Annotated in this window: 22 protein-coding genes; 16 read left to right on the plus strand and 6 right to left on the minus strand. The window is 67.5% G+C overall.

Annotated elements, in window-relative coordinates; genetic code table 11:
* The first annotated feature begins 1 nt into the window (after window position 1).
* The 8 genes from FOZ76_RS15940 (at window position 2) to FOZ76_RS15975 (ending at window position 9,385) form a co-directional block, all read left to right on the plus strand.
* Window positions 2–730 carry a DsbC family protein gene (locus FOZ76_RS15940; protein ID WP_143949250.1) on the plus strand — a complete coding sequence of 243 codons (729 nt, stop codon included), beginning with the start codon at window positions 2–4 and terminating at the stop codon, window positions 728–730.
* Between the two features lie 100 nt (window positions 731–830).
* Window positions 831–1,448 (plus strand): glutathione S-transferase, encoded by a 618-nt coding sequence (locus FOZ76_RS15945; RefSeq protein ID WP_143949490.1) that lies wholly within the window; start codon window positions 831–833, stop codon window positions 1,446–1,448.
* Between the two features lie 143 nt (window positions 1,449–1,591).
* The gene (baeS, locus tag FOZ76_RS15950; RefSeq protein WP_143949491.1) at window positions 1,592–3,016 is read left to right on the plus strand and encodes a sensor histidine kinase efflux regulator BaeS; all 1,425 of its coding nucleotides are present in this window, start codon (window positions 1,592–1,594) and stop codon (window positions 3,014–3,016) included.
* A 49-nt stretch (window positions 3,017–3,065) separates the two neighbouring features.
* Complete coding sequence (locus tag FOZ76_RS15955) at window positions 3,066–3,737, plus strand: response regulator (protein WP_143949251.1); 672 nt, start codon at window positions 3,066–3,068, stop codon at window positions 3,735–3,737.
* Window positions 3,738–3,867: 130 nt separating this feature from the next.
* The gene (locus FOZ76_RS15960; protein WP_143949252.1) at window positions 3,868–4,488 is read left to right on the plus strand and encodes a Spy/CpxP family protein refolding chaperone; all 621 of its coding nucleotides are present in this window, start codon (window positions 3,868–3,870) and stop codon (window positions 4,486–4,488) included.
* A gap of 136 nt (window positions 4,489–4,624) precedes the next feature.
* On the plus strand, window positions 4,625–5,845 hold the full coding sequence (locus FOZ76_RS15965) for an efflux RND transporter periplasmic adaptor subunit (RefSeq protein WP_143949253.1): 1,221 nt from the start codon (window positions 4,625–4,627) through the stop codon (window positions 5,843–5,845).
* 2 nt (window positions 5,846–5,847) lie between these two features.
* Complete coding sequence (locus tag FOZ76_RS15970; RefSeq protein ID WP_143949254.1) at window positions 5,848–7,806, plus strand: MacB family efflux pump subunit; 1,959 nt, start codon at window positions 5,848–5,850, stop codon at window positions 7,804–7,806.
* Window positions 7,807–7,939: 133 nt separating this feature from the next.
* On the plus strand, window positions 7,940–9,385 hold the full coding sequence (locus tag FOZ76_RS15975) for an efflux transporter outer membrane subunit (RefSeq protein WP_143949255.1): 1,446 nt from the start codon (window positions 7,940–7,942) through the stop codon (window positions 9,383–9,385).
* Window positions 9,386–9,414: 29 nt separating this feature from the next.
* On the opposite strand, the gene FOZ76_RS15980 is transcribed toward FOZ76_RS15975, so the two are convergent.
* On the minus strand, window positions 9,415–9,807 hold the full coding sequence (locus FOZ76_RS15980; protein WP_143949256.1) for a hypothetical protein: 393 nt from the start codon (window positions 9,805–9,807) through the stop codon (window positions 9,415–9,417).
* Between the two features lie 404 nt (window positions 9,808–10,211).
* Here FOZ76_RS15980 and FOZ76_RS15985 point away from each other — a divergent pair, with 404 nt between their 5' ends.
* The 7 genes from FOZ76_RS15985 to FOZ76_RS16015 all read left to right on the plus strand — a co-directional run bounded on the left by FOZ76_RS15985 (window position 10,212) and on the right by FOZ76_RS16015 (window position 17,783).
* Window positions 10,212–10,895 carry a GntR family transcriptional regulator gene (locus FOZ76_RS15985; protein ID WP_170235485.1) on the plus strand — a complete coding sequence of 228 codons (684 nt, stop codon included), beginning with the start codon at window positions 10,212–10,214 and terminating at the stop codon, window positions 10,893–10,895.
* Window positions 10,896–10,985: 90 nt separating this feature from the next.
* Window positions 10,986–11,981, plus strand: coding sequence for a tripartite tricarboxylate transporter substrate binding protein (locus FOZ76_RS15990; protein ID WP_170235486.1), 996 nt, complete (start codon window positions 10,986–10,988; stop codon window positions 11,979–11,981).
* Window positions 11,982–12,017: 36 nt separating this feature from the next.
* Window positions 12,018–12,983, plus strand: coding sequence for a Bug family tripartite tricarboxylate transporter substrate binding protein (locus tag FOZ76_RS15995; RefSeq protein ID WP_143949259.1), 966 nt, complete (start codon window positions 12,018–12,020; stop codon window positions 12,981–12,983).
* On the plus strand, window positions 12,980–14,974 hold the full coding sequence (locus tag FOZ76_RS16000; protein WP_143949260.1) for an oxidoreductase: 1,995 nt from the start codon (window positions 12,980–12,982) through the stop codon (window positions 14,972–14,974). Before FOZ76_RS15995 ends, FOZ76_RS16000 begins: the two co-directional genes overlap by 4 nt.
* 50 nt (window positions 14,975–15,024) lie before the next feature.
* Window positions 15,025–15,609 carry a cysteine hydrolase family protein gene (locus tag FOZ76_RS16005; RefSeq protein WP_246129554.1) on the plus strand — a complete coding sequence of 195 codons (585 nt, stop codon included), beginning with the start codon at window positions 15,025–15,027 and terminating at the stop codon, window positions 15,607–15,609.
* Window positions 15,610–16,011: 402 nt separating this feature from the next.
* Complete coding sequence (locus FOZ76_RS16010; protein WP_143949262.1) at window positions 16,012–16,791, plus strand: SDR family oxidoreductase; 780 nt, start codon at window positions 16,012–16,014, stop codon at window positions 16,789–16,791.
* Window positions 16,792–16,901: 110 nt separating this feature from the next.
* The gene (locus FOZ76_RS16015) at window positions 16,902–17,783 is read left to right on the plus strand and encodes a Bug family tripartite tricarboxylate transporter substrate binding protein (RefSeq protein WP_143949263.1); all 882 of its coding nucleotides are present in this window, start codon (window positions 16,902–16,904) and stop codon (window positions 17,781–17,783) included.
* Between the two features lie 96 nt (window positions 17,784–17,879).
* On the opposite strand, the gene FOZ76_RS16020 is transcribed toward FOZ76_RS16015, so the two are convergent.
* Together FOZ76_RS16020 and FOZ76_RS16025 are read right to left on the minus strand one after the other, a co-directional pair.
* On the minus strand, window positions 17,880–18,818 hold the full coding sequence (locus FOZ76_RS16020) for a 3-hydroxyacyl-CoA dehydrogenase (protein ID WP_143949264.1): 939 nt from the start codon (window positions 18,816–18,818) through the stop codon (window positions 17,880–17,882).
* Window positions 18,819–18,855: 37 nt separating this feature from the next.
* Window positions 18,856–19,635 (minus strand): enoyl-CoA hydratase-related protein, encoded by a 780-nt coding sequence (locus FOZ76_RS16025; protein WP_143949265.1) that lies wholly within the window; start codon window positions 19,633–19,635, stop codon window positions 18,856–18,858.
* A gap of 396 nt (window positions 19,636–20,031) precedes the next feature.
* Here FOZ76_RS16025 and FOZ76_RS16030 point away from each other — a divergent pair, with 396 nt between their 5' ends.
* Window positions 20,032–21,174 (plus strand): acyl-CoA dehydrogenase family protein, encoded by a 1,143-nt coding sequence (locus FOZ76_RS16030; protein ID WP_143949266.1) that lies wholly within the window; start codon window positions 20,032–20,034, stop codon window positions 21,172–21,174.
* A gap of 92 nt (window positions 21,175–21,266) precedes the next feature.
* Here the strand turns inward: FOZ76_RS16030 and FOZ76_RS16035 are convergent, their stop codons facing one another.
* The 3 genes from FOZ76_RS16035 to FOZ76_RS16045 form a co-directional block, all read right to left on the minus strand.
* Entirely contained in the window at window positions 21,267–22,223 is a 957-nt protein-coding gene (locus FOZ76_RS16035) for a Bug family tripartite tricarboxylate transporter substrate binding protein (protein ID WP_143949267.1), read from the minus strand.
* Entirely contained in the window at window positions 22,220–23,476 is a 1,257-nt protein-coding gene (locus FOZ76_RS16040) for a CaiB/BaiF CoA transferase family protein (RefSeq protein WP_143949268.1), read from the minus strand. The genes FOZ76_RS16035 and FOZ76_RS16040 overlap by 4 nt, the downstream gene beginning before the upstream one ends.
* A 172-nt stretch (window positions 23,477–23,648) precedes the next feature.
* Window positions 23,649–24,629, minus strand: a complete 981-nt coding sequence (locus FOZ76_RS16045; protein ID WP_143949269.1) for a Bug family tripartite tricarboxylate transporter substrate binding protein — start codon at window positions 24,627–24,629, stop codon at window positions 23,649–23,651.
* Window positions 24,630–24,635: the final 6 nt, after the last annotated feature.

Genomic DNA, 24,635 nt, shown 5'->3' on the forward strand with positions numbered 1-24,635 from the left:
CATGTTCGAATCCCTGTCCCGATACGCCGCCTGCAGCCTGCTCGCCGCCGCGACCCTGATGGGCGCAGCCGCCGCCCACGCCGACACCGCCGCGAACGTGCGCGCGAAGTTCACGCAGATGTTTCCCAACGCCCCGGTCGAAGCCGTCAACGACACGCCCTACGGCCTGTACGAAGTGGTGATCGGCGGCGACGAGCTGGTCTACACCGACGCGAACGTCAGCTATGTGCTGCAGGGCACGCTGATCGACACGGCCAGCCGGCGCAACGTCACCGCCGAGCGCGTCGAACAGTTGTCGGCGGTCTCCTTCGACGAGCTGCCCATGCAGCTCGCCTTCAAGCAGGTGCATGGCGACGGCAGCCGCCAGCTCGCGGTCTTCGAAGACCCGTACTGCGGCTACTGCAAGCAGTTCCGCAAGACCCTGGCCAACGTCGACGACATCACCATCCACACCTTCATGTATCCCATGCTGACGCCGGACTCGCCCACCAAGGTGCGCAACGTCTGGTGCTCCGCCGACAAGGGCGCGACCTGGGACGCGTGGATGCTGCAGAACCAGGAGCCCGCCACGGCCGAATGCGACGCGCCCATCGACCAGATGCTCGAGCTGGGCCGCAAGCTGCGCGTGCGCGGCACGCCCACCATCATCTTCGCCGACGGCTCGCGCGCGAGCGGCGCGCTGCCCGAGGCCATGCTGCTCGACCGGCTGAACACCGCCGACGCGCCCTGACCCGGCCCCTGGGCGGCCCTGCGGCCGGCCAGGCGGGCGACGAGAACACCCACACCGGCAAGGCGTTCCTTGCCGTCGACCGAGGAGATTTTCCAGCATGATCAAGCTCTTCTACTCGCCCGCCTCGCCGTACGTGCGCAAGGTGATGGCCGTGGCGCACGAAGCCGGCTGCGCCGGCGACATCGAGTGCCTGCCCAGCGCGGCGCACCCCGTCAACCGGGACGCGCGCATTGCCGCCAGCAGCCCGCTCGCCAAGGTGCCGACCGCGGTCCTGGAGGACGGCCAGGTGCTGTTCGACAGCCGCGTCATCTGCGAGTACCTGGCCGAGCGCTACGGCAGCCCCGCGCTCTTTCCGAGCGGCGCCGCGCGCTGGGCCGTGCTGAGCCGCCAGGCGCTGGGCGACGGCCTGCTCGACGCCGCGCTGCTCGCGCGCTACGAGCGCGCGGCCCGTCCCGCCGAATTCCAGTGGCAGCCCTGGTACGACGGCCAGATCACCAAGGTGCAGGCCAGCGTCGACGCCATCGAGGCGATCGCCGCCGAATTGCCCACCAGCGCGCCGGACATCGGTGCGATCACCCTGGGCTGCGCCCTGGGCTACCTGGACTTCCGCTTCGCCGACCTGGACTGGCGCGCAGAGCACCCTCGCACCGCCGCCTGGTTCGCCGCCTTCGACGAACTGCCCGCGATGCGCGAGACGCGCCCGCGCGACGCGGGCTGAGCGCGCAGCGCAGCCCCTGGCGAGACGAGGATTGCCGTCGAGAGCGCGGCAATCTTGGAGATTCTGTGAAACCCGGCTCCGCCGGGTTGCGGCGGCGGAGCCGTGCGTGAAACACTTCGCCTTTGCCGTCGCCCCTACACGCCATGCGCTTTGGCATCGCCTCCAAGCTCTTTCTCGCCATTCTCGCCACCTGCATCGTGGTCGCCATCGCGATGGGGGTGGCCGTGCGCGCGAGCTTCGAGTCCGGTTTCGACAGCTATGTGCGCGAACGCGAGGCCCGGCGCGTCGAGGCGCTGAGCGGGGTCCTCGCCGACTACTACCAGGAGACCGGAAGCTGGCACGGCCTGCGCGAGCAGCCCCGCCGCTGGTGGCGCATGCTGCGCTCCATGCCAGACCCCAACGCCGGTCCGCAGCATGCCGAGGCCAGGCCCGAGCATGGGCCGGGCAAGCCCCCTGCGCCACCGCCGCCGGCGCGCTTCGTGCCGCCGCCCTACTATCTGGTGGACGTGGACGGTACGCCCGTCGCCGGCGTGCCCGACGAGCTCGACCTGAGCCAGGACACGCCGCGCTTTGCGATCGAGGTGGACGGGCGCACGGTGGGCTGGCTGGTCACCATCCCGCGCGGCCAGGGCCCCAGCGCGCTCGACGAGCGCTTTCTTGCCGAACAGCTCAAGGCCACCTGGATCATCATCGGCCTGTCGGTGCTGCTCGCTGCCCTGGTGAGCGGCCTGCTGGCGCGCGGGCTGCTCGCCCCGCTGCGCCGCCTGGGCCGGGCCACGCACCGGCTGGCCGGCGGCGACTACGGCACGCGCGTGGAAGTCATGTCGCGCGACGAGCTGGGCCAGCTCGCGCGCGACTTCAATCACCTCGCCCTCACGCTCGAGAAGAACGAGCGGCTGCGGCGCGACATGGTGGCCGACGTCTCGCACGAACTGCGCACGCCGCTCGCCATCCTGCGCGGCGAACTCGAAGCCCTGCAGGACGGCGTGCGTTCGCTGACCCCGGCGTCGCTCGAGTCGCTGCAGGCTGAAGTGGCCACCCTCAACAAGCTGATCGACGACCTGTACGAGCTCTCCCTCGCCGACGTGGGCGCCATGCGCTATCGCATGACCGACGTGGACGTGGCCGGCCTGCTGCGCGCGGCCTGCGGGCCGTATCGCGAACGCCTGGCCGCGCGCGGGCTGACCCTGGACACCCGGTTGCCGGCCAGCACGCCGCCCATGCGCGGCGATCCGCAACGCCTCACCCAGTTGTTCAACAACCTGCTCGAGAACGCCCTGCGCTATACCGACCCCGGCGGCGAAGTCCGCGTGCGCGTCGAAGCCGACGCCGGGCTCACGGTGTGCGTCGAAGACTCGCCCCCCGGCGTGCCGCGGGAACTGCTGCCGCGCATGTTCGAGCGCATGTTCCGCGTGGACCCTTCGCGCAGCCGGGAGAGCGGCGGCGCCGGCCTGGGGCTGGCGATCGCCGCGCGCATCGTCGAAGCCCACGAGGGCACGATCCATGCGGAACCCTCCCCGCTGGGCGGGGTCCGGATCGTGATCCGCTTTCCGCGTTCGGCGCTCTAGGCCTGTCGACCGGCCCAGCCGCAGCGCGCCACGCGTTCGAGGAATCTCCATGCCGACCATCTGCATCGTCGAAGACGAGCCCAAACTCGCCGCCCTGCTGACCGACTATCTCAAGGCCGCGGGCTACGACACCTTCACCATCGGCGACGGCAATGCCGCCGTGCCGGCCATCCGCGAGCGCCAGCCGGACCTGGTCGTGCTCGACCTCATGCTGCCCGGCCGCGACGGCCTGGACATCTGCCGCGAGCTGCGCCAGCAAGGCACGCTGCCCATCGTCATGCTCACCGCGCGGGTCGAGGAAATCGACCGCCTGCTCGGCCTGGAGCTGGGCGCCGACGACTACATCTGCAAGCCGTTCAGCCCGCGTGAAGTCGTGGCACGCATCAAGGCGGTGCTTCGGCGCGCGGGCAATGCCCCCGCCGCCAACGCCACGCAGACGGGGGCATTGCGGATCGACGGCGGCGCGCACCGCGCCTGGCTGGACGGCCACGAACTGGAGCTCACGCCGGTGGAATTCCGGCTGCTGCGCACCCTGGCCGGCGCGCCCGGCCAGATCTTCTCGCGCGACCAGTTGCTCGATCACCTGTACGACGATCACCGCGTCGTCACCGACCGCACGGTCGACAGCCACGTCAAGAACCTGCGCCGCAAGCTCGAGGCCGTGCGCGAAGGCGACACCATCCGCTCGATCTACGGCGTGGGCTACCGGCTCGACCTATGAGCGCCCCGGCCGGGCGTGTCTTCACACTTTCTTCGCATTTCCCCCCCAATCGCTGCAAGTTCGGAACGTAATCTGTCCATATCGGCCCAAACGACAGGCCGCTTGCACAGAAACCCACGGAGGTTGCCCCATGAAGACTCGTCACCATCTTGCCCGCCTTGCCCTGGTCGCCGGCGTCGTCGGCGCAGTCAGCGCCCCGGTGTTCGCCCAGCCCACCGCCACCCTGAACGAAGCGGGCACGCCGGCGGCCAGCGCCGAACGGCCGGACGGCCCGCGCCATGGCAAGCCGGCGCCCGGACGCCATGGCGAAGGCCCGCGCGGCCATCACCGCGGCGACGGCCCGGCGCCTTTCGCCGGCCCGCAAATGCTGCGCGGCGTCAACCTCACCGAGGCACAGCGCGACCAGATTTTCTCGATCCGCCACGCCGCCATGCCGGATGCGCGCAACGCCATGAAGGAAGTCGCGGCGGCCAAGCGCGAGCTGCGCGAACTGACGCGCGCCGGCGCCTTCGACGAAGCCAAGGCCCAGAGCGCGGCCGAACGCGAAGGCACGGCGCTCGCCAAGCTCTCGCTGCTGCGCGCCAAGACCGAGAGCCAGATCCACGCCGTGCTCACGCCCGAGCAGCAGAAGACGCTGGCCGAGCGCCGCGAAAAGGCCAAGGAGCGCTGGGAGCAGCGCCGCGAACAGCGCGCCGAAGGTCGGAGCCAGCGTGCGCCGGCGCCCGCAGCCGCACCCGCCCCCGGCGCGTGATGGCCAAGGCCGGCGCAGGCACGATCGAGTTCGCGCCGGCTCTGCCGCAGCCCGGCTATAGTGCTGCGGTGCCAGCACCACGGGGCGGCGGGGTTGTTCCCGCCGCCCCTTTCCTTCGTTTTCAGACCAGCCGAGCATGAAGCCCAAGAAGAATCGGGTCCTACGTTATGTAGCCGCCATCCTGATCGTGATCGCCGCGGCGGTGGCCATCAAGCTCCTCTTCTTCCCGGCCAGCCCCCCGCCGGCGCCGGCCACGGCCGAAGCCACCCGCGGCGATATAGAGAACTCGGTGCTGGCCACCGGCACGATCGAGGCGCTCCGGCTGGTGAGCGTGGGCGCCCAGGTGTCCGGCCAGTTGAGATCGCTCAAGGTCGAGCTGGGCGACGTGGTCAAGGAAGGCGACCTGCTCGCGGAGATCGACTCCCTGACGCAGCAGAACAGCGTGCGCAACACGCAGGCCGCGCTCGCCACCAAGCGCGCGCAGCGCCAGGCCCAGGTGGCCGCGCTCAAGCAGGCCGAGCTCACGTTCAAGCGGCAGAAGCAGTTGCTCTCCATCGACGCCGCCTCGCGCCAGGACTACGAGGCCGCGGAAGCCTCGCTGGCCACCATCCGCGCGCAGATCGCCGCGCTGGACGCCGAGATCACCCAGGCCGACATCGCCGTCGACACCGCCAAGGTCAACCTGGGCTACACGCAGATCCTCGCCCCCATGGACGGCACCGTGGTCGCCATGATCGCGCAGGAAGGGCAGACGCTGAACGCCAACCAGAGCGCACCCACCATCCTGAAGCTGGCCAAGCTCGACACCCTCACCGTCAAGGCCCAGATCTCCGAAGGCGACGTGGTGCGCGTCAAGCCCGGCCAGGAGGTGTACTTCACCATCCTCGGCGACCCGGACAAGCGCTACTACGCCAGGCTGCGCTCGGTCGAGCCGGCGCCCGAATCGATCGCCGACGCCAGCACCACAGGCAGCGGCTCGTCCTCGTCGAGCTCCAGCAGCAGCTCGGCGATCTACTACAACGGCGTGTTCGACGTCGACAACCCCGACGGCGTGCTGCGCATCTCGATGACGGCGCAGGTGCATATCGTCCTCAACAGCGCCAAGGATGCCGTGCTGGTGCCCTCGGCGGCGATCCGCCAGCCGGCCGAAGGCGGGCGCGGCCGCGTGGTGCGCGTGATGGCCGCCGACGGCACGATCGAGACCCGGCCGGTGAAGATCGGCATCGACAACAACGTGACGGCCCAGGTGCTCTCCGGCGTGGAGCCGGGCGAGCGCGTGATCGTCGGAGCGGGCAGCGCCACGCGTCCGGCAGGCGCCCCGGGCCAGCCACGCAACATGCCGCGCATGAGGCTGTGACCGTGACCCAGCCGCTACTCGAACTGCGCGGCGTACGCCGCGAGTTTCCCGCGGGCGAGGAGACCGTCGCCGTCCTGAAGGACATCGACCTCACCATCGAGGCCGGCGAGATGGTCGCCATCGTCGGGGCGTCGGGCTCGGGCAAGTCCACGCTCATGAACGTCCTGGGCTGTCTGGACCGCCCCAGCGCCGGCGTCTACAAGGTCGCCGGGCGCGAGACCGGCCGGCTCGCCCCCGACGAACTGGCGCAACTGCGCCGCGAGCATTTCGGCTTCATCTTCCAGCGCTACCACCTGCTGTCGGACCTCACTGCGACCGGCAACGTCGAGGTGCCGGCGATCTATGCCGGCACCGACGCCGACGCGCGCGACGAACGCGCCCAGCAGTTGCTCACCCGCCTGGGCCTGGCCGAGCGCGTGGACTACCGGCCCGGCCAGCTCTCCGGCGGCCAGCAGCAGCGCGTGAGCATCGCGCGCGCCCTCATGAACGGCGGCGAGGTGATCCTCGCCGACGAACCCACCGGCGCGCTCGACACGCAGAGCGGGCACGAGGTGATGAACATCCTCAAGGAGCTGCACGCCGAGGGCCACACCATCATCATCGTCACCCACGACATGAAGGTGGCCGAGAACGCGCAGCGCATCATCGAGATCAGCGACGGCAGCATCATCGGCGACCGGCGCAGCGACGCGACGCCGATCGCCCGCACGCGCCGGCGCGAAACCGGCATGAAGCGCGGCAACGCCTTCTCGGCCGGCCTGGGCCGCGTGGGCGAGGCCTTTCGCATGGCGCTGATCGCGATGGCCGCGCACCGGCTGCGCACCTTTCTCACCATGCTCGGCATCATCATCGGCATCGCCTCCGTCGTGTCGGTGGTGGCGCTGGGCACCGGCTCCAGCGAGCAGATCCTGCAGCGCATCAGCGCGATGGGCACGAACACGCTGGACATCATGTCCGGGCGCGGCTTCGGCGACGAGCGCTCGGCCCGCGTGCAGACACTGATCCCGGGAGACGCCGACGCGCTCGCGCAGCAGTCCTACGTCGACAGCGTCACGCCCAACGTCAGCAGCAACGCCAGCCTGCGCTATCGCAACGTCTCGGCCAACGGCAACATCAACGGCGTGGGCGCGGCATTCTTCCGCGTGCGCGGCTACACCATCGCCGACGGCCAGGCCTTCGACGAGGCCGCGGTGCGCCGCCAGGCGCAGGACGTGGTGATCGACCCGAACACCCGCGACACGCTCTTCGCCCCGGGCATCGACCCGGTCGGCCAGGTGATCTTCCTCGGCACCTTCCCGGCCCGCGTCATCGGCGTGACCGAGCCGGTACAGAGCGCCTTCGGCAACAGCGACGCGCTGAACGTCTGGCTGCCCTACACCACGGTGATGTACCGCATCCTCGGCCAGGCGCATCTGCGCAGCATCACCGTGCGCGTGGACGATGCGGTGCCCAGCGCCATGGCCGAGGCCAACGTCACCGAGCTGCTCACGCGGCGCCACGGCACGCAGGATTTCTTCATCATCAACACCGACTCGGTGCGCCAGACCATCGAGAGCACCACCGCCACCATGACGCTGCTGATCTCGGCCATCGCCCTGATCTCACTGGTGGTCGGCGGCATCGGCGTGATGAACATCATGCTGGTGTCGGTCACCGAGCGCACGCGCGAGATCGGCGTGCGCATGGCGGTGGGCGCGCGCCAGAGCGACATCATGACCCAGTTCCTGATCGAGGCCGTCCTGGTCTGCCTGCTCGGCGGCGTGCTCGGCATCCTGGTCGCGCTCGGCCTGGGCGAGCTGATCACCCGCCTGAGCGGCCCGGACGGCTTCTCCATGGTGTACTCGACCTCCTCGATGGTGCTCGCCTTCGCCTGCTCGACGCTGATCGGCGTGGTCTTCGGCTTCCTGCCGGCGCGCAACGCGGCGCGCCTGGACCCGGTCGACGCACTTGCCCGGGACTGACCGCATGGCGCACACCGCAACCCGCCGCCGCGTCCTGGCCGGGCCGGCGTGCCCGGCTCCCGCGCCGACCGCCAGGCCGGCGCCCACCTTGCCGCCCGGCCTGCGCGCGCAGGCCCGCTCCCGAGAATTCCGCATGACGCCTATCGCCACCGCCCGCTTCCTTCGGCTCGTCAGCCCGCTCGCCGCGGCGCTCGTGCTGGCCGGCTGCGGCTCGCTGATGCACACCACCTACACCACGCCGGCAGCCGAGCTGCCCGCGCAATGGCAGGCCGCGGCCGCGCGCGCCTACGGCGTCGAGGATGCCAGCCAGGACCCCTGGTGGCGCAGCTTCGGCGACGCGGGCCTGAACGCCCTGGTCGACGAAGTGCTGCGCGTGAACAACGACCTGGCCGCCGCGACCCTGCGCGTGCGTCGCGCCCAGTTGCAGGCCGGGCTCGCCCAGAGCAACATGCGCCCGAGCTTCAGTGCCGGCGCGGACGCCAGCGCGCGCCGCAACCTGGGCGAGAGCAGCGAGCGCTCGGAATCGTACGGCGTATCGGCCGGCGTGAGCTGGGAAGCCGACCTCTGGGGACGCCTGGGCAGCCTGCGCGACGCCGCCGCCTGGAACGCGGTGGCCACCGAGGAAGACCGCCAGGCCACCGCGCTGGCCCTGGTCGGCACCACCATGAACCTGTACTGGCAGGCCGCGCTGCTCAACGAGCGCATCACCGTGGCGCGCCAGAGCATCGACTATGCGCAGCGCACGCAGGATCTCGTGCGCGGACAGTACGCCGCGGGCGCGGTGTCCGGCCTGGAAGTCGCCGAGTCCGAGAGCACGCTGGCCAACCAGCAGGCCGCCCTGACCCAGCTCATCCAGCAGCGCGTCGAAACCCTCAACGCGCTGGCCATCCTGCTCGACGGCCCGCCCTCGCAGGACGTACCCGTGCCCGCCAGCCTGCCGGGCGCCAACCCGCCCGAGGTGCGCGCCGGCGTCCCCGCCGAACTCCTCGGCCGCCGGCCCGACGTGCGCGCAGCCGAAATGCGCCTGCGCGGCACGCTGGCCAACGCCGACGCGGTGCGCGCGAGCTACTACCCCACGCTCTCGCTCACCGGCTCGCTAGGCACCGTGAGTTCCGCGCTCTCCAGCGTGCTGCAGAACCCCGTGGCCGCCCTGGGCGCCGGCCTCGTCCTGCCCTTCCTGAACTGGAACCAGATGCAGTTGAACAACGCCGTCTCGCGCAACGAATACGAAGAGGCGGTGGTGAATTTCCGGCAGATGCTGTATCAGGCCATGGGCGACGTCGAGAACACCCTGTCGGCGCGCGGCGCGCTCGCCGATCAGACCCGCTACCTGCAGCAATCGCTCGCCTCCGCGCAGCGCGCCGAAACCCTGTACGAAGCCCAGTACCGGGCCGGCGCGGTACCGCTGCGCACCTGGCTGGACGCCCAGGAACGGCGGCGCCAGGCGGAAATCGCGGTCAGCCAGAACCGCTACAGCCAATACATCAACCAGGTGGCGCTGTATCAGGCGCTGGGCGGGGATGCGATTCCGGCGGTGGTGCCCAGCGAGACGCTGCAGGCGGTGCGGGCCCCCCGCTAACCGTCGTCCCCCGCTGCGAAGACTCGCGCTCACCCTAGCCCGGCCGGCTCGACCGGGATCTCCTCGCGTTCGGCCGCGGGAAGAAACCGGTATACCCGGCGTCCGCTCTCCTCTCGTACCGTGTCGAAACCACCCATGAAGACACCCTGCGGGCGAAAGCTGTCGGCATTTCCGATGAGCCGGACCGTCCCATCCGACAAACGCACGGAATACATGCCGAAGCGGTCCACCGTCAGCAAGGTGTCGCTGTCCATCTGATAGACATTCATGTGGCCGGCGCCCCCGGTGTCCACGCCCATCGGCGTGCTTTTTATCTTCTTGCCATCGCGAAACACGACCAGCGTCCTGTCGTACTCCGCAAGGAAGAAGTGGCGCGGTGTGCGGTCCAGCGCAATCGTGCCCGCGCCGACTTGCATCGTCATGGGGGTCCGGACAGGCACCGAGCAATACACCAGTACCTCCACGCACATCCAGAGCAGCAGGAGCCAGAGAATGCGGCGCGGCCATACCGTCGACCTGCGTCGTCGAGCCTGTGCGGGTTCGTTCATCTGCGTGCGGCCCGCATGGGGCTTCTCGTTTTTCGTTCCAGGGGATGCGAGCATACCCCGCACGGGTGGGCGCGCAGTTGCTTCCTGATGACTGCGCCGGTGGTGGCGCGCCACCGGCGCAACGCCGCTGGCAGCAGGCGCCTGTTGCGGATGGCCAGTCCTTTGGGCGCACCGGCCGGCACGCAAGGTGACGGGTTTTCCCTATGGACGACGGCCTCGTACCGCGTCATCATGATTTGTCCAACAAAACTGTTAATAGTTTTGCAAACGAAACTCGCATGCCGCAGATCTCCCGCCCCAACCGTCCCGGCACGCTCGCACACGAGCTCATAGACCGCATCCGCGAGGCCATCGTGGATGGCCGCTACGCTCCCGGCCAGCGCCTGATCGAAGCCGATCTCATGCGCGAGCTGCAGGCGAGCAGGGGCTCGGTACGCGAAGCCCTGCGCCGGCTCGGCGCTGAAGGCATCGTCGACCTGGTACCGAACCGGGGAGCGGTCGTGCGCAAGCTCAGCCGCAAGGATTTCTGCGATCTGTTCCGCATGCGCGAGGCCCTGGAAGGACTGGCGGCGCGCATGGCCGCCGAACGCGTGGCGGCGCACGGGCTGGCCGAGCCGTTCCTGGCTGCGGCCGCCGCGACGGCCGAGGCCGACGACCAGGGTGCTGCGGCTTTCAGCCGGCAGAACCGGACCCTGCACCAGCTCATCGTTGACTTCTCGGACAACGCACAGTTGGCCGAGTCGCTCGAGCAGATGCGGATCCCCCTGGCGCGCCTGCACATCCGCTCCGCGGTCGACGCAAGTTACCGCGACGACTCGCGCGACGAGCACAAGGCCGTGATCGCCGCGATCGCCGCAGGCGATGCCGACGCGGCGGAGACCGCAATGCGGCAGCACCTTCGCCAGGCGGCGAGCCGCGTCCTGGCGATCGTCGACAGCGAGCTGGCCCGGCCCGCGGCCTAGGCGGAGGAGCCGCCGCACCGGGAAGACAACGACACAGCATCCGACACACGGACGCGGTCATCGAACGGGGAAGGAGGAGACACCATGCCCGTGAGCAGAAGACGATTCCTGGGCACAGGCGCTGCCATGCTCGCCGTGCCGCCCGCCTGGGCGCAACCCGCGACGAAGCTGCCGGGCTTTCCGGGCCGGCCGCTGGAGCTGCTCGTGGCGTATCCGGCCGGCGGCGGCATGGACATCACGGCGCGCATCCTGGCAAAACACCTCGAGCCGGCCGCGGGCAACCCCGTACTGGTCGTGAACAGGGCCGGGGCGGCCGGCCTGGTCGGCCATACCTGGCTGGCGACCCAGGCGGCCCCGGACGGCCATGTGCTCGGCGTCCTCGCGAGCAACTTCTGGCAGGACAGCTTCTTCCGTTCCGAAGGCCGCTGGAGCTATCGCGACATCGTACCCATCGCCTTCCTCAACTACGACCCGGTCACCTGGATCGTCTCCAGCAAAGGGCCGTTTGCCCAGGCCGGCCTGACGGACGTCGTCGAAGCGGCCAGGAAGAATCCCGGCGGCATCAAGGTCGCCGCGTCGACCGCCACCTCGACCGCCTTCACGCTGGACCAGGTGGCCCGATACAGCGCGGTCGAGTTCCTGCCCGTCGCCTACCAGGGTGGACGGCAGGCGCTGACCGACCTGCTGGGCGGTCACATCGACGTGTCGTACGGCTATCTGGGCGAGTATCGCAGCCAGCTAGACGCGGGCGAGGTCCGCGTGCTGGCGGTCACCAGCGCACAGCGCATCCCCGCCCTGCCCGATGTACCGACATTCAATGAAGTCCTGGGGCAGGACGACGTGCTGTGGGACGCCTTCCGGTTCGTGGGGGCGCCCGCAAAGACACCCCAGGCTCGTCTGCAATGGCTGGGCGAGGCGCTGCGCCAGGCCATCGCCACGCCGGAACTCGCCCAGGAGTATGTACGGCTGGGAGCGACTCCCGACGCCACGCTCAACGAACCCGGCAGGCTGGCCGAAGAGTTCGAACGACGTGCAAGCCGCGAGCGCGACTTCTTCGTCAAGACGGGCCGGCTGCAGCCGGCCTGAATTTCCGCTCGACGTCCCACCTCCGAGGAGAGCACCATGAAGGGTCGATGTACCACAGCAGCCCTGCAGGCCTGTCTAGTCATCGCTACACCGCTGGCACACGCGGCATATCCCGCCGGCCCAGTGACGATCGTGGTGCCGTACGCGGCGGGCGGCGCGGTGGACCTGGTCGCCCGCGCCACCGCCCAGAGCATCACCGGTACGCTCGGACAGCCCGTGATCATCGAGAATCGCCCCGGCGCGGGCGGCAATGTCGCCGGCGCGGCGGTCGCCCGCGCCGCCGCCGACGGCCATACCCTGCTCATGGCCGGCCCTGCCAACGCGGCAGCGCCCTTCCTGTACGACAACCTGCAGTACGACCCGTTGCGCGATCTTGCACCGATCGTGAAGATCGGCAGCGCACCGGGCGTACTTCTCGTCGCCAACGAGTCTCCCGCCGTCTCGGTGGCGGATCTGGTCCGCCTCGCCCGCGCCAAGCCCGACGCCATGCAATACGGCCACGGCGGCACGGGAACCACCACGGAGCATCTGGCCAGCGAAATGTTCCTGTCCCAGGCAGACATACGCATGCAGGCCATTCCCTACAAGGGCGGCGCCGCGGCGATGACGGATCTCATGGCCGGGCGCCTGACCATGGTGTTCACCAACCTGCTCAACGCCGTACCCCAGATAGAGAACGACAGACTGCGGGCACTGGGTATCGCCAGCACCGAGCGCTCGCCGGTGCTGCAGGATGTGCCGACGCTCGCCGAAGCCGGCTATCCCATGCAGGTGTCGGTGTGGTGGGGCCTGATGGGCCCAGCCGGCATGCCTGCCGAAGCGGTGGAGCGCATCAACGCCGCGGTCAACGAGGCTCTGCGCGACGGCGCGTTGCGCCAGCGTCTGCTCGACATGAAGGCATCCCCGGAAGGCGGGACGCCGCAGGCTTTCGCGCAATCCTACGCGGCCGAATCCCAAGGCTGGGAGACGACCATCCGCCAAGCCGGCATCAAGGGCGAATGATGGCATCCGAAAATCCGCACTATCCGCACATGTTCGCGCCCTTCGAGCTGTCGGGCCGAAGGCTGCGCAACCGCATCGTGCATGCCTCGATCTCGACGGCGCTGGCCGAGCACTCTGCCGTGACGGACCGGCTGCTGCTCTACTACGCGAATCGTGCCAAGGGCGGGGCGGCCATGCTCGTCACCGACCCCCTGGGAGCCGCGCCGCACCAGACGGGGCCGCTGCGCGTGGGCGCCTACGAGGACCGTCACAGGGCGGGGCTGGCCCGCTGGGCGGATGCCGTCGAGAGCGAAGACTGCCGGCTGCTGGGCCAGTTGCAGGATCCCGGGCGTGGCCGCCACGTCCCCGGCCGCAATTACGAAGCGATCGGGGCCAGCGGCCTGCCGGACGACCTGAGCTGGACGATGCCACATCCACTGTCCGTTCAGGAAGTGCGCAAGCTGGTGCAGTCATTCGCCGAGACCGCCGCGCGGCTCAAGGAATGCGGCTTCAGCGGCGTGGAAATATCGGCAGGACACGGACACCTGTTCCACCAATTCATGTCGCCGTGGTCCAACCGCCGCGACGACGAATATGGCGGCACGTTCGAGAACCGCCTGCGGATCGTCGACGAACTGGTTGCGGCCATCCGGCACCACTGCGGCGACGGCTTCATCCTTGGGTTGAAGCTGCCCGGCGACGACGGCGTTCCCGGCGGGGTCGACCCCGCCCTTTCCAGACGCATCGCCGGACATCTCACCCGCAACGGGCAGGTCAGCTACGTCTGCCTGGCGCAGGGTTCACACCACCGCAGCCTGGAGATGCACGTTCCCAACGACGCCTATCCGCGGGTTCCGTACCTTCCCTTGGTGCAGGCGCTGCGTGCGGAGCTTGCCGACGTTCCGCTCATGGCGCTGGGGCGCATCACCGATCCGGCCGAGGCCGAGGGCATCCTCGCTCATGGCGATGCCGACCTCATCGGCCTGGGCCGACCGCTGGTCACAGACCCGGCCTGGCCGCTCAAGGCCGAAGCGGGCCTGGCACGCCGGATCCGGTACTGCGTCAACGCGAACAACTGCTGGAACACCATCGTCGGCCATCGCCCTATCCAGTGCGACAACAATCCGCGCGTGGCCACACCCTATGAAATCGGCGTGCCGCTGCCACGTGCCGCCAGCCGCCGCAGGGTCGTGGTGGTGGGCGCCGGCATCGCCGGTCTCGAGGCCGCCGGTGCGGCCGCGCAGCGCGGACACGATGTGATCCTGATCGGCGCGTCGCAGGAACCCGGCGGCAAGACGCGTCTGCAAGCACAGTTGCCGTCCAGCGAATCACTGAGCAGCATCTATGACTTTCAGGTCGACGCCGCCGTTCGCGCCGGCGTGGAGCTGCGGCTCGGACACACGGCCCGGGTGCAGGACGTCCTTCGTCTGGAGCCCGATACCGTCGTGCTCGCCACGGGAGCCGACATGGTCTGGCCGGACAGCCTGCCGGCAACGCTGCGCGAGCAAGGCCTGGTGCCCGACCTGCGCACGCTGGCAGTAGAGCTGCTGCGCCCCCGTCCGCGCGAACGCGGCACGGCCGTCCTTCTCGACCTGGATCATGGCCAGGGTGTCTACGCAGGCGCGGAGCTGCTGCATGCGCGCTTCGAGCGCGTCGTCCTGCTGACGCCGCGCGACAGCTTCGCACAGGACGTCCCGCTGGTAAGTCGACAGACCATTCTGCGCCGTTTTCATGCCCTGGGAATCGAGCTGCTGCCCATGACCGAGCCGTACTGGACCCAGGCGTTCGAGGACGATGGCGCGCTCGAGTACCGCCACGTCTACGGCGGCCCCGGGGGCCGCATCTGCGACGTCGCCGTCCTGACGTACGCCACCCCCAGGTCCCCTGCCCTCGAACTCTACGAGCCGTTGCGGCAAGCCGGCGTGCAGGTGGTGCGCGTCGGCGACGCCAAGGTCGCGTGCACCGTCATGGACGCCACCCGCGAGGGTCACGCGGCCGCCATGACGATCTGATGCGCGCATCGCCGCACAGCCGGAACAACACTTTGCCCGAGGAGACCGACTTGACCACGAAATCGCTATTGCTGGTGCTCGACCTGATCAACGACCTCGTGCATGCCGACGGCCCCAACGGCAGCCAGGGCATGGGCGAACAGGTCCGCACCCGGCGCGTCATCGAGAACATGCAGCGTGCGATTGCCCGCGCCCGCCAAGCGGGCGCCCTGATCGGCTATGTCCGGGTGGGCTTCTCGCCGGACTATGGCGAGTGCCCGGCGGCCTCGCCCATCTTTTCGCGGGCGCGCGAACACGGGCTTTTCAAGCTCGGCACCTGGGGGACGGAAGTGCACCCCGACATCGCGCCGCAGCCTGGGGATTTCGACATCATCAAGCACCGCGTGAGCCCGTTCTACGGCACGAACCTCGAACCCATCCTGCGGGCTCACCGGATCGAGCGTATCGTCTTCGGCGGCGTATCGACCAGCGCCGTCGTGCACGCCACGGCCCGCGAAGGCCACGATCGAGACTACCAGTGCGTCGTGCTGGAGGACTGCTGCGCGGCGGCGTCCGCCGAGGAGCACGAGCATTCCATGCAGATCCTGCCGCGCTTTGCGACTGTCAGCTCGTCCGACGACGCTGAGTTCGGCTGAGCCCTGTGCCTGGGGCGATGTCGCGTCCTTGACGATGCGCGAGGCTCAAGGTGGCACAGGCGGGCTTCCCCTGGCGTGCTAGGCGCGCCGGCCCGCAGATCTCCTGGAACATGGCGTTGCGCCAGGTCACTAGACGCTCAGGGGAACGGTCCGACTAGCTGGCCTGCACGGCGCCAGCCTTGCCCCAGCACTGTCCACCGGGAAGTCAATTCGCTGTCCTCACAGAACACAAAACAAGGCAAGGCTCCCACTGCTCCGCAGCAATCGTCGCATGCGGCACAGTGACGGCGACCCATCCGCCAAATTGGCATCCATGTTGCTTTAGACCCCTCATGTCCGGCCCCCGCAGGTACTCCATCGCAGCGGGCGGAACATTTGTTCGCAACCTTACTGGAGGCCTCTTTGTTTTCCACGGAAACTCTCAAGAATCACGTCGCATTCATCACCGGCGGCGCCGGCGACATCGGATATGAAATCGCAAGCATGTATGGGCGATTCGGTGCCAAAGTCGCCATCGTCGGACGCAATCGGGAACGCCTGGACAACGCCCTGCAGAAGCTCCGGGCGCAAGGCATCGACGCGGCCGCCTTCGTCACCGACGTCCGTGACTTCGACCAGGTCAAGCATGCGATCGAACAGACTGTCGCGCGCTTCGGCGCCCTGGACATTCTAGTCAACAATGCCGCGGGCAACTTCCATTGCCCCACTGCCGGGCTGACGCCCAACGGCTGGAAGACCGTCATCGATATCGATCTGAACGGCACATTTCATGGCTGCCTGGCCGCCTACGAGCATCTCAAGCGCTCCGAACACGGCGGAAACATCATCAGCATTATCACGATGCTTGGCGTGACGGGCTGGCCCGGCGCCGCTCATGCTGCTGCGGCGAAGGCGGGCATCCTGTCTCTCTCCCGCACCCTGGCAGTCGAATGGGGTGACGACAACATCCGCGTAAACACCATTTCCCCCGGCCCCATCGGCGACACGGAAGGCGTTCAGCGCATGTACATCGATACGGGTCGGGACGAACTCGAACGCCGCAAGACAGCCCTGAACCGCTTCGGCACGAAGGCCGACATCGCCCACGCGGCTGTCTACCTGGCTTCCGACATGGCGTGCTACGTCACGGGCGACAACCTGGTAGTCGACGGCGGCCGCTGGCTCAAGTACGTCGCCGCCTGACAACGAACCCGGACGCAGCGGGCCAATAGCACAGTCGCCGTCAGAGCGATAGAGATGCCTTGGAGACAATCGTGAGAAGAACATACCGCACCTCGCTGGCGGTCGGCCTCATGGCGGCCTTCTGCTTCAATGCAACGGCCCAGGACTACCCCGACAAACCCATACGCTTGATTGTCCCGTACGCCGCTGGCGGAGTGACCGACGTCAATTCCCGCATCGCCGCTCGCAAGATGTCCGAGCTACTGGGGCAGCCCATCGTCGCGGAGAACCGCGGCGGTGCCGACAGGAACATCGGCACCGTCGCGATCGCCCGGGCTGCGCCGGACGGCTATACCATCGGCATCGTTTCCAACGGCCCCATGGCTACGAACAAGGTGCTGTACCCGGACCTTCCCTACGATCCCGAGCAGGACTTCACGCCCATCACGCTGCTCTACAGCGTGCCGAACTTGGTGATCGCAAACCCCTCGCTCGGCGCAGGCAACATACAGGAGCTGATCGGCATCCTGAAGGCCGACCCAGGCAAGTACAGCTATGGCCACGGCGGCGTGGGAACTTCCCAGCATATTGCCGGTGCGCGCTTCGCCAGCATGGCCGGCCTGCAGGTCAGGCCCATCGGCTACAAGGGAGAGGCGCCGGCTATCGCCGATATATTGGGCGGCCACGTGCCCTTCGGCATCACTACGTACACCTCGATCGGTCCACACCTGCAGAATGGTTCGTTGCGCGTACTTGCCATCACATCCGGCAACCGCAGCCCCATCCTTCCCGACACGCCCGCTCTCGCGGAAGTCGGCCTGGACAACTTCGACGTTCAATCCTGGTTCGGTCTGGCCGGCCCTGCGGGGCATGCCGGCCGAGGTGTCGCGCAGACTCCACGACGCTGCTGTGGCCAGCCTTGCTTCGGAGGAGGTCGTCAAGGCCATAGGCAGTATCGGGGGCACCCTCGGCATCAACTCGCCAGAGGAGTTCGCCCGATTCATCAGCAGTGAGATTCCCCGCTGGGCAACCATGGGCGAGGAAACCGGCGTGAAGATCGAGTAAGAGGCAGCGGTGCGGGCGACACGATGTGCCGCCCGCCCGCAGCATCAGGCTGTCGCGTCGGGTTCTGCCTTGCGCAGGCGCCGCAGGCCCATCAGCATCTCGTCCCGCCAGCGAACACGCTCGCCCCATTGCTCCAGGGGCAGTTGCGCGCGACGCTGCGCCTCGACGGCCGCCACCAGTTCGGGGGTCCAGGGATCGTTCTGCCCGCGCTCGGCGCCCATGCGGGCATAGGCGGGCCCCATCTTGGCGGCGTGCGAAACGATGCCCCCGCGCGTATTGAGATCTACGGTCTCGAACGGGCCCATGAAGCTCCAGCGCAGGCCCAGGCCGCTGCGCATGACGGTATCGATGTCCTCCACGTCCGCCACCTGGTCGCGCACCAGGCAGTAGGCCTCGCGCAGCACGGCGCCCTGCAGGCGGTTGAAGACGAAGCCTTCCACCTCCTTGCGCACGTGCACGGGTGCGAGACCGCAGGCGCGGTACAGCACGGCGGCGCGCTGGAGCACGTCGGGGCTGGTGAAAGGCGCCGGCACCAGCTCGATGACGGGGATCAGATAGGGCGGATTGCCCGGATGCGCCACCAGGCAACGCCGGCGGGCGTCGCCCTGCGGCGCGTACTGCGAGACCGGCAGCGCGGAACTCGAACTGGCCAGTATGGCCCCGGCCGGCGCGGCCTGCGCCAGACGCTGGAAGAGTTCCTGCTTGAGATCGAGCCTTTCGGGCGCGCACTCCTGCACGAGTTCCGCGTCCCGCACCGCGCCCTCCAGGGAGCCCGTGATGCCGACGCGCGCCGCCACCGCCGCCGGCTCCTCGTCCAGAAGCTGGAAAGCCTGCAGCCCCTCCAGGCACTGCCAAAGCTCGTCGCCCGCGGCCTCGCGCCGGCCCGCGTCGGGATCGCACAGGGCGACCCGGCAGCCCGAACGGCTGAAAACCACGGCGAAAGCGACGCCGATGCTGCCCGCGCCTACGATCGAAACGTTCATTGCTTCATTCTCCTGCGTGGTGCCCCTTCCCTACGGCTCAGTGACCGAACTGCGTGCTGTCGGGCTGGCGGCGCTGCGCGAAGGACTCGGCCAGCTCCTCGTGCTCCTTAGTGCCCAGGTAGTTGCGCAGCAGCAGGTCGTGGGCCATGCGCGATAGGCCGGAGACACCGCCGTGCCGCGCATTGAACGAGGCCTTGATAGACGCCAGGGCGAACGAGCCCCGGTCGGCGATCTCCAGGGCGATCTTGCTGGTGAACTCCTGCAGTTGCGCATCGGGCACCACGTGATTGACGAGCCCCCACTCCAGCGCCTCGCGCGCGCTCAACCGAGGGTTGCGATACCACATCTCCTTCGCGCGCTTCTTGCCGATGAGGTCCTCGAGATACCAGGTGCCGTAGCCGCCGTCGAAGCTGCCCATCATCGGGCCGACCTGGCGGAACACCGCGCTCTCTTTGGCTACCGTGATGTCGCACACCACGTGCAGCACGTTGCCGCCGCCCACCGCGTAGCCGTTGACCATGGCGATCACCGGCTTCTGCAGCTTGTCGATGGCCTCGTACATCTCCAGCGTGGGCAGCACGCCGGCGTACATCAGCGTGTCTTCCATGCCCTCCTTGCGCCCGCCGATGCAGAAGAACTTGTCGCCGGCGCCGGTGAGCACGATGACCCGGGTCCGGGTCTCGCGCCGGATCTCGTTGATGCAGTCCCGGATCTCATGGCACATCGTGGGCGTGAACATGTTGCCGTCGTGCGGCCTGTTCATGGTGATGGTCCCGATGGGGCCGCTTTCTTCATAGGTGATTTCCTGGAACTTCATCCGTGTCTCCATTGGTCACCGAACGCGGCGACCGGCAGTTTGGCATAGGGCCCGGGCAGCAGCGTCGCGAAATCCAACACCGGCTGCGCATCGCCCGCTTGCAACGTCGGCATCACTATGCAAAGAGCGGGCCAGATCTTTCCAGGCCATCGTGCCACACTGCGGCACAGCGCGACGGCGACGCGAAGACCCGGTTTCGGAGTGCCTTTTCCGGCGGGTTGTCTTCGGCGAAGACAGTCGGCTGCCTTCCCCCCGAACACACCGGCGACAGCGCGGCGACGGGCCCGGCCTTCCTCCCTTCCGGCAGCCCTCGCAGCCGGCTCGTCGCTGCGAGGGAAATGGTGCAGTTCTTGCATTGAAACCGCCTGCAATCTCCAACCACCATGAGGCAATGCCATGGATTTTTCCCCGAGCGTCGAGCAGGCCATCCTGCGCACATCGGTTCAGAAGCTCGTGCAATCCCTGTGCACGAACGAGAAGGTCAGACAGTGGGATGGCGAAGGAACCTATCCGGAAGACGTGTACGCGGCGATGGTCGAGGCTGGCTTCATTTCCATGGTCGTACCTGCCGAATACGGGGGCCTGGGCAGCCCCATGTCCGATTGCATCATCCTCTATGAAGAGGTCGCCAGGCCGAGCGTGGACTTTGCGACACGCATTGCTTTGCAGGCCTGGGGTTGCTCGATTCTGGCGGATGTGGCATCAGAAGCCACCAAGAGGGAGATCCTGCCGGCCGTTGCGCAGGGCGAAGCCAAGCTGTCCTTCAGCCTGACCGAGCCGGGCTCGGGTTCGGACGCGGCAGCGTTGAGCACGCGGGCGCGCCGGCATGGCGGCGACTGGATCATCAGCGGCCAGAAAGTATTCTCCAGCGGCGCGGATGCCCCGGGCAACCGCATCATTCTTGCAGCAAGAACGGCGGCGACCAACAGAAAGCACGAAGGCATCTCGCTCTTTCTCGTGCCGAATGATCTGCAGGGCATCACGATCCGGCGTCTGGATGTGATCGGACGACGCATGCTCGGTTTGTCCGAAATATTCTTCGACGACGTGCGAGTTCCGGCCGATTCTCTTCTCGGCGAAGCAGGCAGGGGCTGGGGCTACATCGGCCGGCATCTCGAAAGAGAACGCATCACGCTCGCCGCGAACTACCTCGGCTGCGCCGCGAGCGCGCTGGACGATGCCACCCGCTATGCCCGGGAGAGACGGCAGTTCGGACGCCCCATCGGGCAGTTCCAGGCGGTCTCGCACATGCTTGCGGACATGGCAACGGAAGTCGAGTGCGGGAGATGGCTGACCAACATGGCAGCCTGGCGATACGATAACGGCCTGCCCTGCCGCAAGGAGGCCAGCATGGCGAAGCTGTACGTATCCGAGATGCTCCAGCGGGTCACGTCGTCCGGCATGCAGATACTCGGCGGGCATGCCTATACGACGGATCACGCGATGCAACGGCATTGGCGCGATGCGAGAAACGCGACTGTCGGCGGCGGGACGTCCCAGATCCAGCGCGAACTGATCGCCCGGGAACTGGCGCTCTGAAAGACGGGCCTCGCAGAACGCCATGGCGCCTTCGCATCCGCCATGCACCGCCCCAGCGCTCAAGCCGCTGGGGCGGCGCCGGATCCGCCGGATCAACTCTTTCCGCGCAAGCCCAGTTCCTCGACGATCGGCTTCCACTTGCCGATCTCATCGCGGATCAACCGATCGAACTCCGCAGGTGTACCGACCTGGATGATCATGCCTCTCTCGCTTAATTGCCTGTCGATCTCGGGGGAATGCATGGCATCGCGAATATCGGCGTTGAGCCGCTCGACCAGAGCCGGGTCCATGTCCTTGGGGCCAAGAATGCCGAACCAGGTGCTGACGTCATAGCCCGGCACCCCGGATTCGTCGATCGTGGGAACGTGCTCGATCACCGGGACTCGCGTCTTCGCCGTTACGGCAAGAGCGCGCACATTACCTGCATCGATTTGTTCCTTCGCGCCGGGCACCGTGTTGATACTGAGCGGCACGTGTCCGCCCACGACATTGGTGAGCGATTCGGCATCTCCCTTGAAGAAGATGGCCTCGATGTTGACGCCGCTCATCGACTTGAGCAACTCGCCCGACAGGTGCACCGACGTTCCCACGCCGGATGTCCCATAGGAGAGCAGGTTCGGGTTCTCCTTCGCTGCCGCCACCACATCCATGACGCTGGCGTATGGGCTGTTCTTGGGCGCCAGCAGCACGTTCGGCACGTCGACGACCTGCGCGACGGGAGTGAAATCCTCGACGGTTCGATACGGCAGTTTCTCGTGCACCAGTTCATTGATGGCGTGCCCGCTGGCCACGATCAGCAAGGTCCGACCGTCCGGGGGCGAGGTTGCGACATGCCGTGCGCCGATGGTGCCGGCCGCACCCGGCCTGTTCTCCACCATCACCGTCTCGTTCCAGGTCTGGGAAAGCTTGCTCGCCAGGCTGCGTGCGACAGTATCTGTGGCACCTCCGGCCGCGAACGGCACGATAATCCTGGTCTGTATACTCTGTGCCGCTGCGGCAAGCGGCATTATGGTTGCAGTAATCGTTGCGAGAAAGATCCGGACCTTCATGCTTGTCTCCTGCCGATGTGAGTTTCATCCCTGGACAGGTCCAGGAGTTCGCGCAGCACCTCTTCCGTATGCTGACCGCATGTCGGGGGCGCGGTGTAGCGATCCAGTGGCGTGGCGGACATGCGCATCGGCGAAGCCACCAGCGGCACGGTGCCGCCACTGACGTGCTCGACGTATCGCACGATTTCCCGCGCACCCGCCTGGGGGTCAGCCAGCGCCTCGGCCAGCGTTTTGATGGGACCAGCCACCAGCCCCGCTCGCTCCAACGTCGCCAGCCAATGGGCTTTCGTATGCATGCGCAGGCGCGTCTCGAGCGCCTGCTGGAGCGTCGCGCGATTGGTGACCCTGGCGCTGTTGGTCCGGTAGCGATCGTCGTCGGCCAACTGCGCGAGGCAGAGTACCTCGCATAGGCGGCGGAACTGCATGTCGTTTCCCGCGACGATAATGATCTCGCCGTCCGAGCAGGAGAACGCATTGGAAGGCGATACCGAAGGCGCGCCGTTGCCGAACCGCGCCGGCACCTCGCCCGACACGAGGTAGTGGCTGGCTTGATGCGACATGGCCGCCAATTGCGCGTCGAACATCGAGATGTCGATGTACTGGCCTTCCGAGTTGCGGGTATCCCTTGCATAGAGCGCAGCCAGGATCGCCATGGCGGCGTAGGTGCCGGCCATCATGTCGGACATCACCAACCCGACCTTCAGAGGGCCGCCACCGGGTTCGCCGTCGGGCAAGCCCGTGACGCTCATGAGGCCGCACATGGCTTGCATGACAGTGTCATAGCCCATCTGATGACGGCGAGGTCCGGTCTGCCCGAAGCCGCTGATCGAGCAGTAGACGATACGCGGGTTGATCGCCGCTATGCTGGAATAGTCGAGGCCGTACTTGGCGAGATTGCCCGCCTTGAAGTTCTCGACGAAGACGTCGCATGCCGCCGCAAGCTGCTGGATGGTCCTTTGTCCCTCGGGCGTGCCGATGTCCACGGCGACCGAGCGCTTGTTGCGATTGACACTGAGGTAGTAGCTGGACTCGCTGGTTAGGCCACCCTGGTCGTCCATCAGGAAAGGCGGACCCAGGCGCCGTTGGTCGTCACCTCGCCCGGGCTGCTCGATCTTGATGACGTCCGCCCCAAGGTCGCCAAGAATCTGTGTCCCCCATGGACCCGAGAACACCCGAGTCATGTCAAGCACACGAATACCCGCAAGCGGGCGATTGTCGATTTTGCCGGGATTCCTGTCGACGTCGACTGGCATTCAAACCTCTTTAACTGAAATTTAACGTATGACCCACATGCCGGTGCGCGGATCCAGGCCGAATCCAGACGTAGGGCGCAGGCTGCGCAGAGCGGGCGCCGGGAAGCCGGCGGCTCCCCATGGCCCGTACAGCCTGGATTCATTGAGTATTGCTCTCTCGGGCGCTGAAGATTCAATCGACTTTGATGCCGACCTTCGTGATGATCTCGCCCCAGCGCTCCGTCTCATCGCGAATGAGCTGCGTGGCCTGCTCCGGCGTGCTGCCCACCGCCTCCATCCCACGTGCGGCCATGGCCTTGCGGAATTCCTCGTCCCTGCCGATCTCCATGAGCGCCGAACCCAGGGTATCCACCACGTCTTGCGGGACCTTTGCCGGCGCGAGAATGGCATACCAGCCGAAGACGTTGAAGTCCTTGACTCCGGATTCCTCGACGGTGGGCACCTCGGGCAGCAGTGCATTGCGCTTGTCGTCGGCAACGGCAATCGGATGCACTTTGTTCGACTGGATCAACTGCAGCGCCCCGCCCACTGTAGCGAAGGTCGCGTTGATCCGACCTCCCAGCAGTTCAGTGAAGGCCAGCGCCTCGCCCTTATAAGGGATGTGCATGACATCCATGCCGGTGCGCTCCTTCAGCATTTCCATAGTGAGGTGCGCCGTGGACGCATTGCCGGCAGAGCCATAGTTCATCGATTCCGGGTTCCTCCTGGCGGCATCGATGAAATCGTCGAGCGTCTTGAGCGGGCTTTCCGGATTGCTGACGAGCACCAGCGAGAATTTCGCAATCGACGAAATCGCGGTGAAGTCTTTCAAGGTGTCGTAGGGGAGGTTCGAATAGAGCGTCGTGTTCACGCTCGCCAGGCCCTGGCTCGTCAATACCAGCGTATAGCCGTCCGGCTCGGCCTTGGCCACCACGTCCATGCCGATGATGCCGCCCGCGCCGGTCCTGTTGTCGACCAGGACGGATTGCCCTAGGCGCTTGGACAGCTCCTGTGCCAGTGTACGGGCAAGTATGTCGGAAAGCCCGCCGGCCGCATACGGCGTCACGAGTCGAATCGGACGCTCGGGATATCCGGCCGCGGCGGCCTGGCCGCTTGTGGTCGCGATGGTCAGCAGGCTCGCAGCCGCCAGCAATGATTTCCGAATGATGTTCATTGACTC

Source organism: Verticiella sediminum (assembly GCF_007558815.1).
GTDB classification, from domain to species: Bacteria; Pseudomonadota; Gammaproteobacteria; order Burkholderiales; family Burkholderiaceae_B; genus Verticiella; species Verticiella sediminum.

What these genes read in the sequence shown, in the direction of transcription:
- FOZ76_RS15975 (WP_143949255.1), top strand. Translation starts at nt 7,940, where the DNA reads ATGACGCCTATCGCCACCGCCCGCTTCCTTCGGCTCGTCAGCCCGCTC.
- FOZ76_RS15940 (WP_143949250.1), top strand. Translation starts at nt 2, where the DNA reads ATGTTCGAATCCCTGTCCCGATACGCCGCCTGCAGCCTGCTCGCCGCC.
- FOZ76_RS16015 (WP_143949263.1), top strand. Translation starts at nt 16,902, where the DNA reads ATGGCGGCCTTCTGCTTCAATGCAACGGCCCAGGACTACCCCGACAAA.
- FOZ76_RS16025 (WP_143949265.1), bottom strand. Translation starts at nt 19,635, where the DNA reads ATGAAGTTCCAGGAAATCACCTATGAAGAAAGCGGCCCCATCGGGACC.
- FOZ76_RS15980 (WP_143949256.1), bottom strand. Translation starts at nt 9,807, where the DNA reads ATGACGATGCAAGTCGGCGCGGGCACGATTGCGCTGGACCGCACACCG.
- FOZ76_RS15955 (WP_143949251.1), top strand. Translation starts at nt 3,066, where the DNA reads ATGCCGACCATCTGCATCGTCGAAGACGAGCCCAAACTCGCCGCCCTG.
- FOZ76_RS15965 (WP_143949253.1), top strand. Translation starts at nt 4,625, where the DNA reads ATGAAGCCCAAGAAGAATCGGGTCCTACGTTATGTAGCCGCCATCCTG.
- baeS (WP_143949491.1), top strand. Translation starts at nt 1,592, where the DNA reads ATGCGCTTTGGCATCGCCTCCAAGCTCTTTCTCGCCATTCTCGCCACC.
- FOZ76_RS16040 (WP_143949268.1), bottom strand. Translation starts at nt 23,476, where the DNA reads ATGCCAGTCGACGTCGACAGGAATCCCGGCAAAATCGACAATCGCCCG.
- FOZ76_RS16000 (WP_143949260.1), top strand. Translation starts at nt 12,980, where the DNA reads ATGATGGCATCCGAAAATCCGCACTATCCGCACATGTTCGCGCCCTTC.
- FOZ76_RS16020 (WP_143949264.1), bottom strand. Translation starts at nt 18,818, where the DNA reads ATGAACGTTTCGATCGTAGGCGCGGGCAGCATCGGCGTCGCTTTCGCC.
- FOZ76_RS15960 (WP_143949252.1), top strand. Translation starts at nt 3,868, where the DNA reads ATGAAGACTCGTCACCATCTTGCCCGCCTTGCCCTGGTCGCCGGCGTC.
- FOZ76_RS16035 (WP_143949267.1), bottom strand. Translation starts at nt 22,223, where the DNA reads ATGAAGGTCCGGATCTTTCTCGCAACGATTACTGCAACCATAATGCCG.
- FOZ76_RS15985 (WP_170235485.1), top strand. Translation starts at nt 10,212, where the DNA reads ATGCCGCAGATCTCCCGCCCCAACCGTCCCGGCACGCTCGCACACGAG.
- FOZ76_RS15995 (WP_143949259.1), top strand. Translation starts at nt 12,018, where the DNA reads ATGAAGGGTCGATGTACCACAGCAGCCCTGCAGGCCTGTCTAGTCATC.
- FOZ76_RS16030 (WP_143949266.1), top strand. Translation starts at nt 20,032, where the DNA reads ATGGATTTTTCCCCGAGCGTCGAGCAGGCCATCCTGCGCACATCGGTT.
- FOZ76_RS16045 (WP_143949269.1), bottom strand. Translation starts at nt 24,629, where the DNA reads ATGAACATCATTCGGAAATCATTGCTGGCGGCTGCGAGCCTGCTGACC.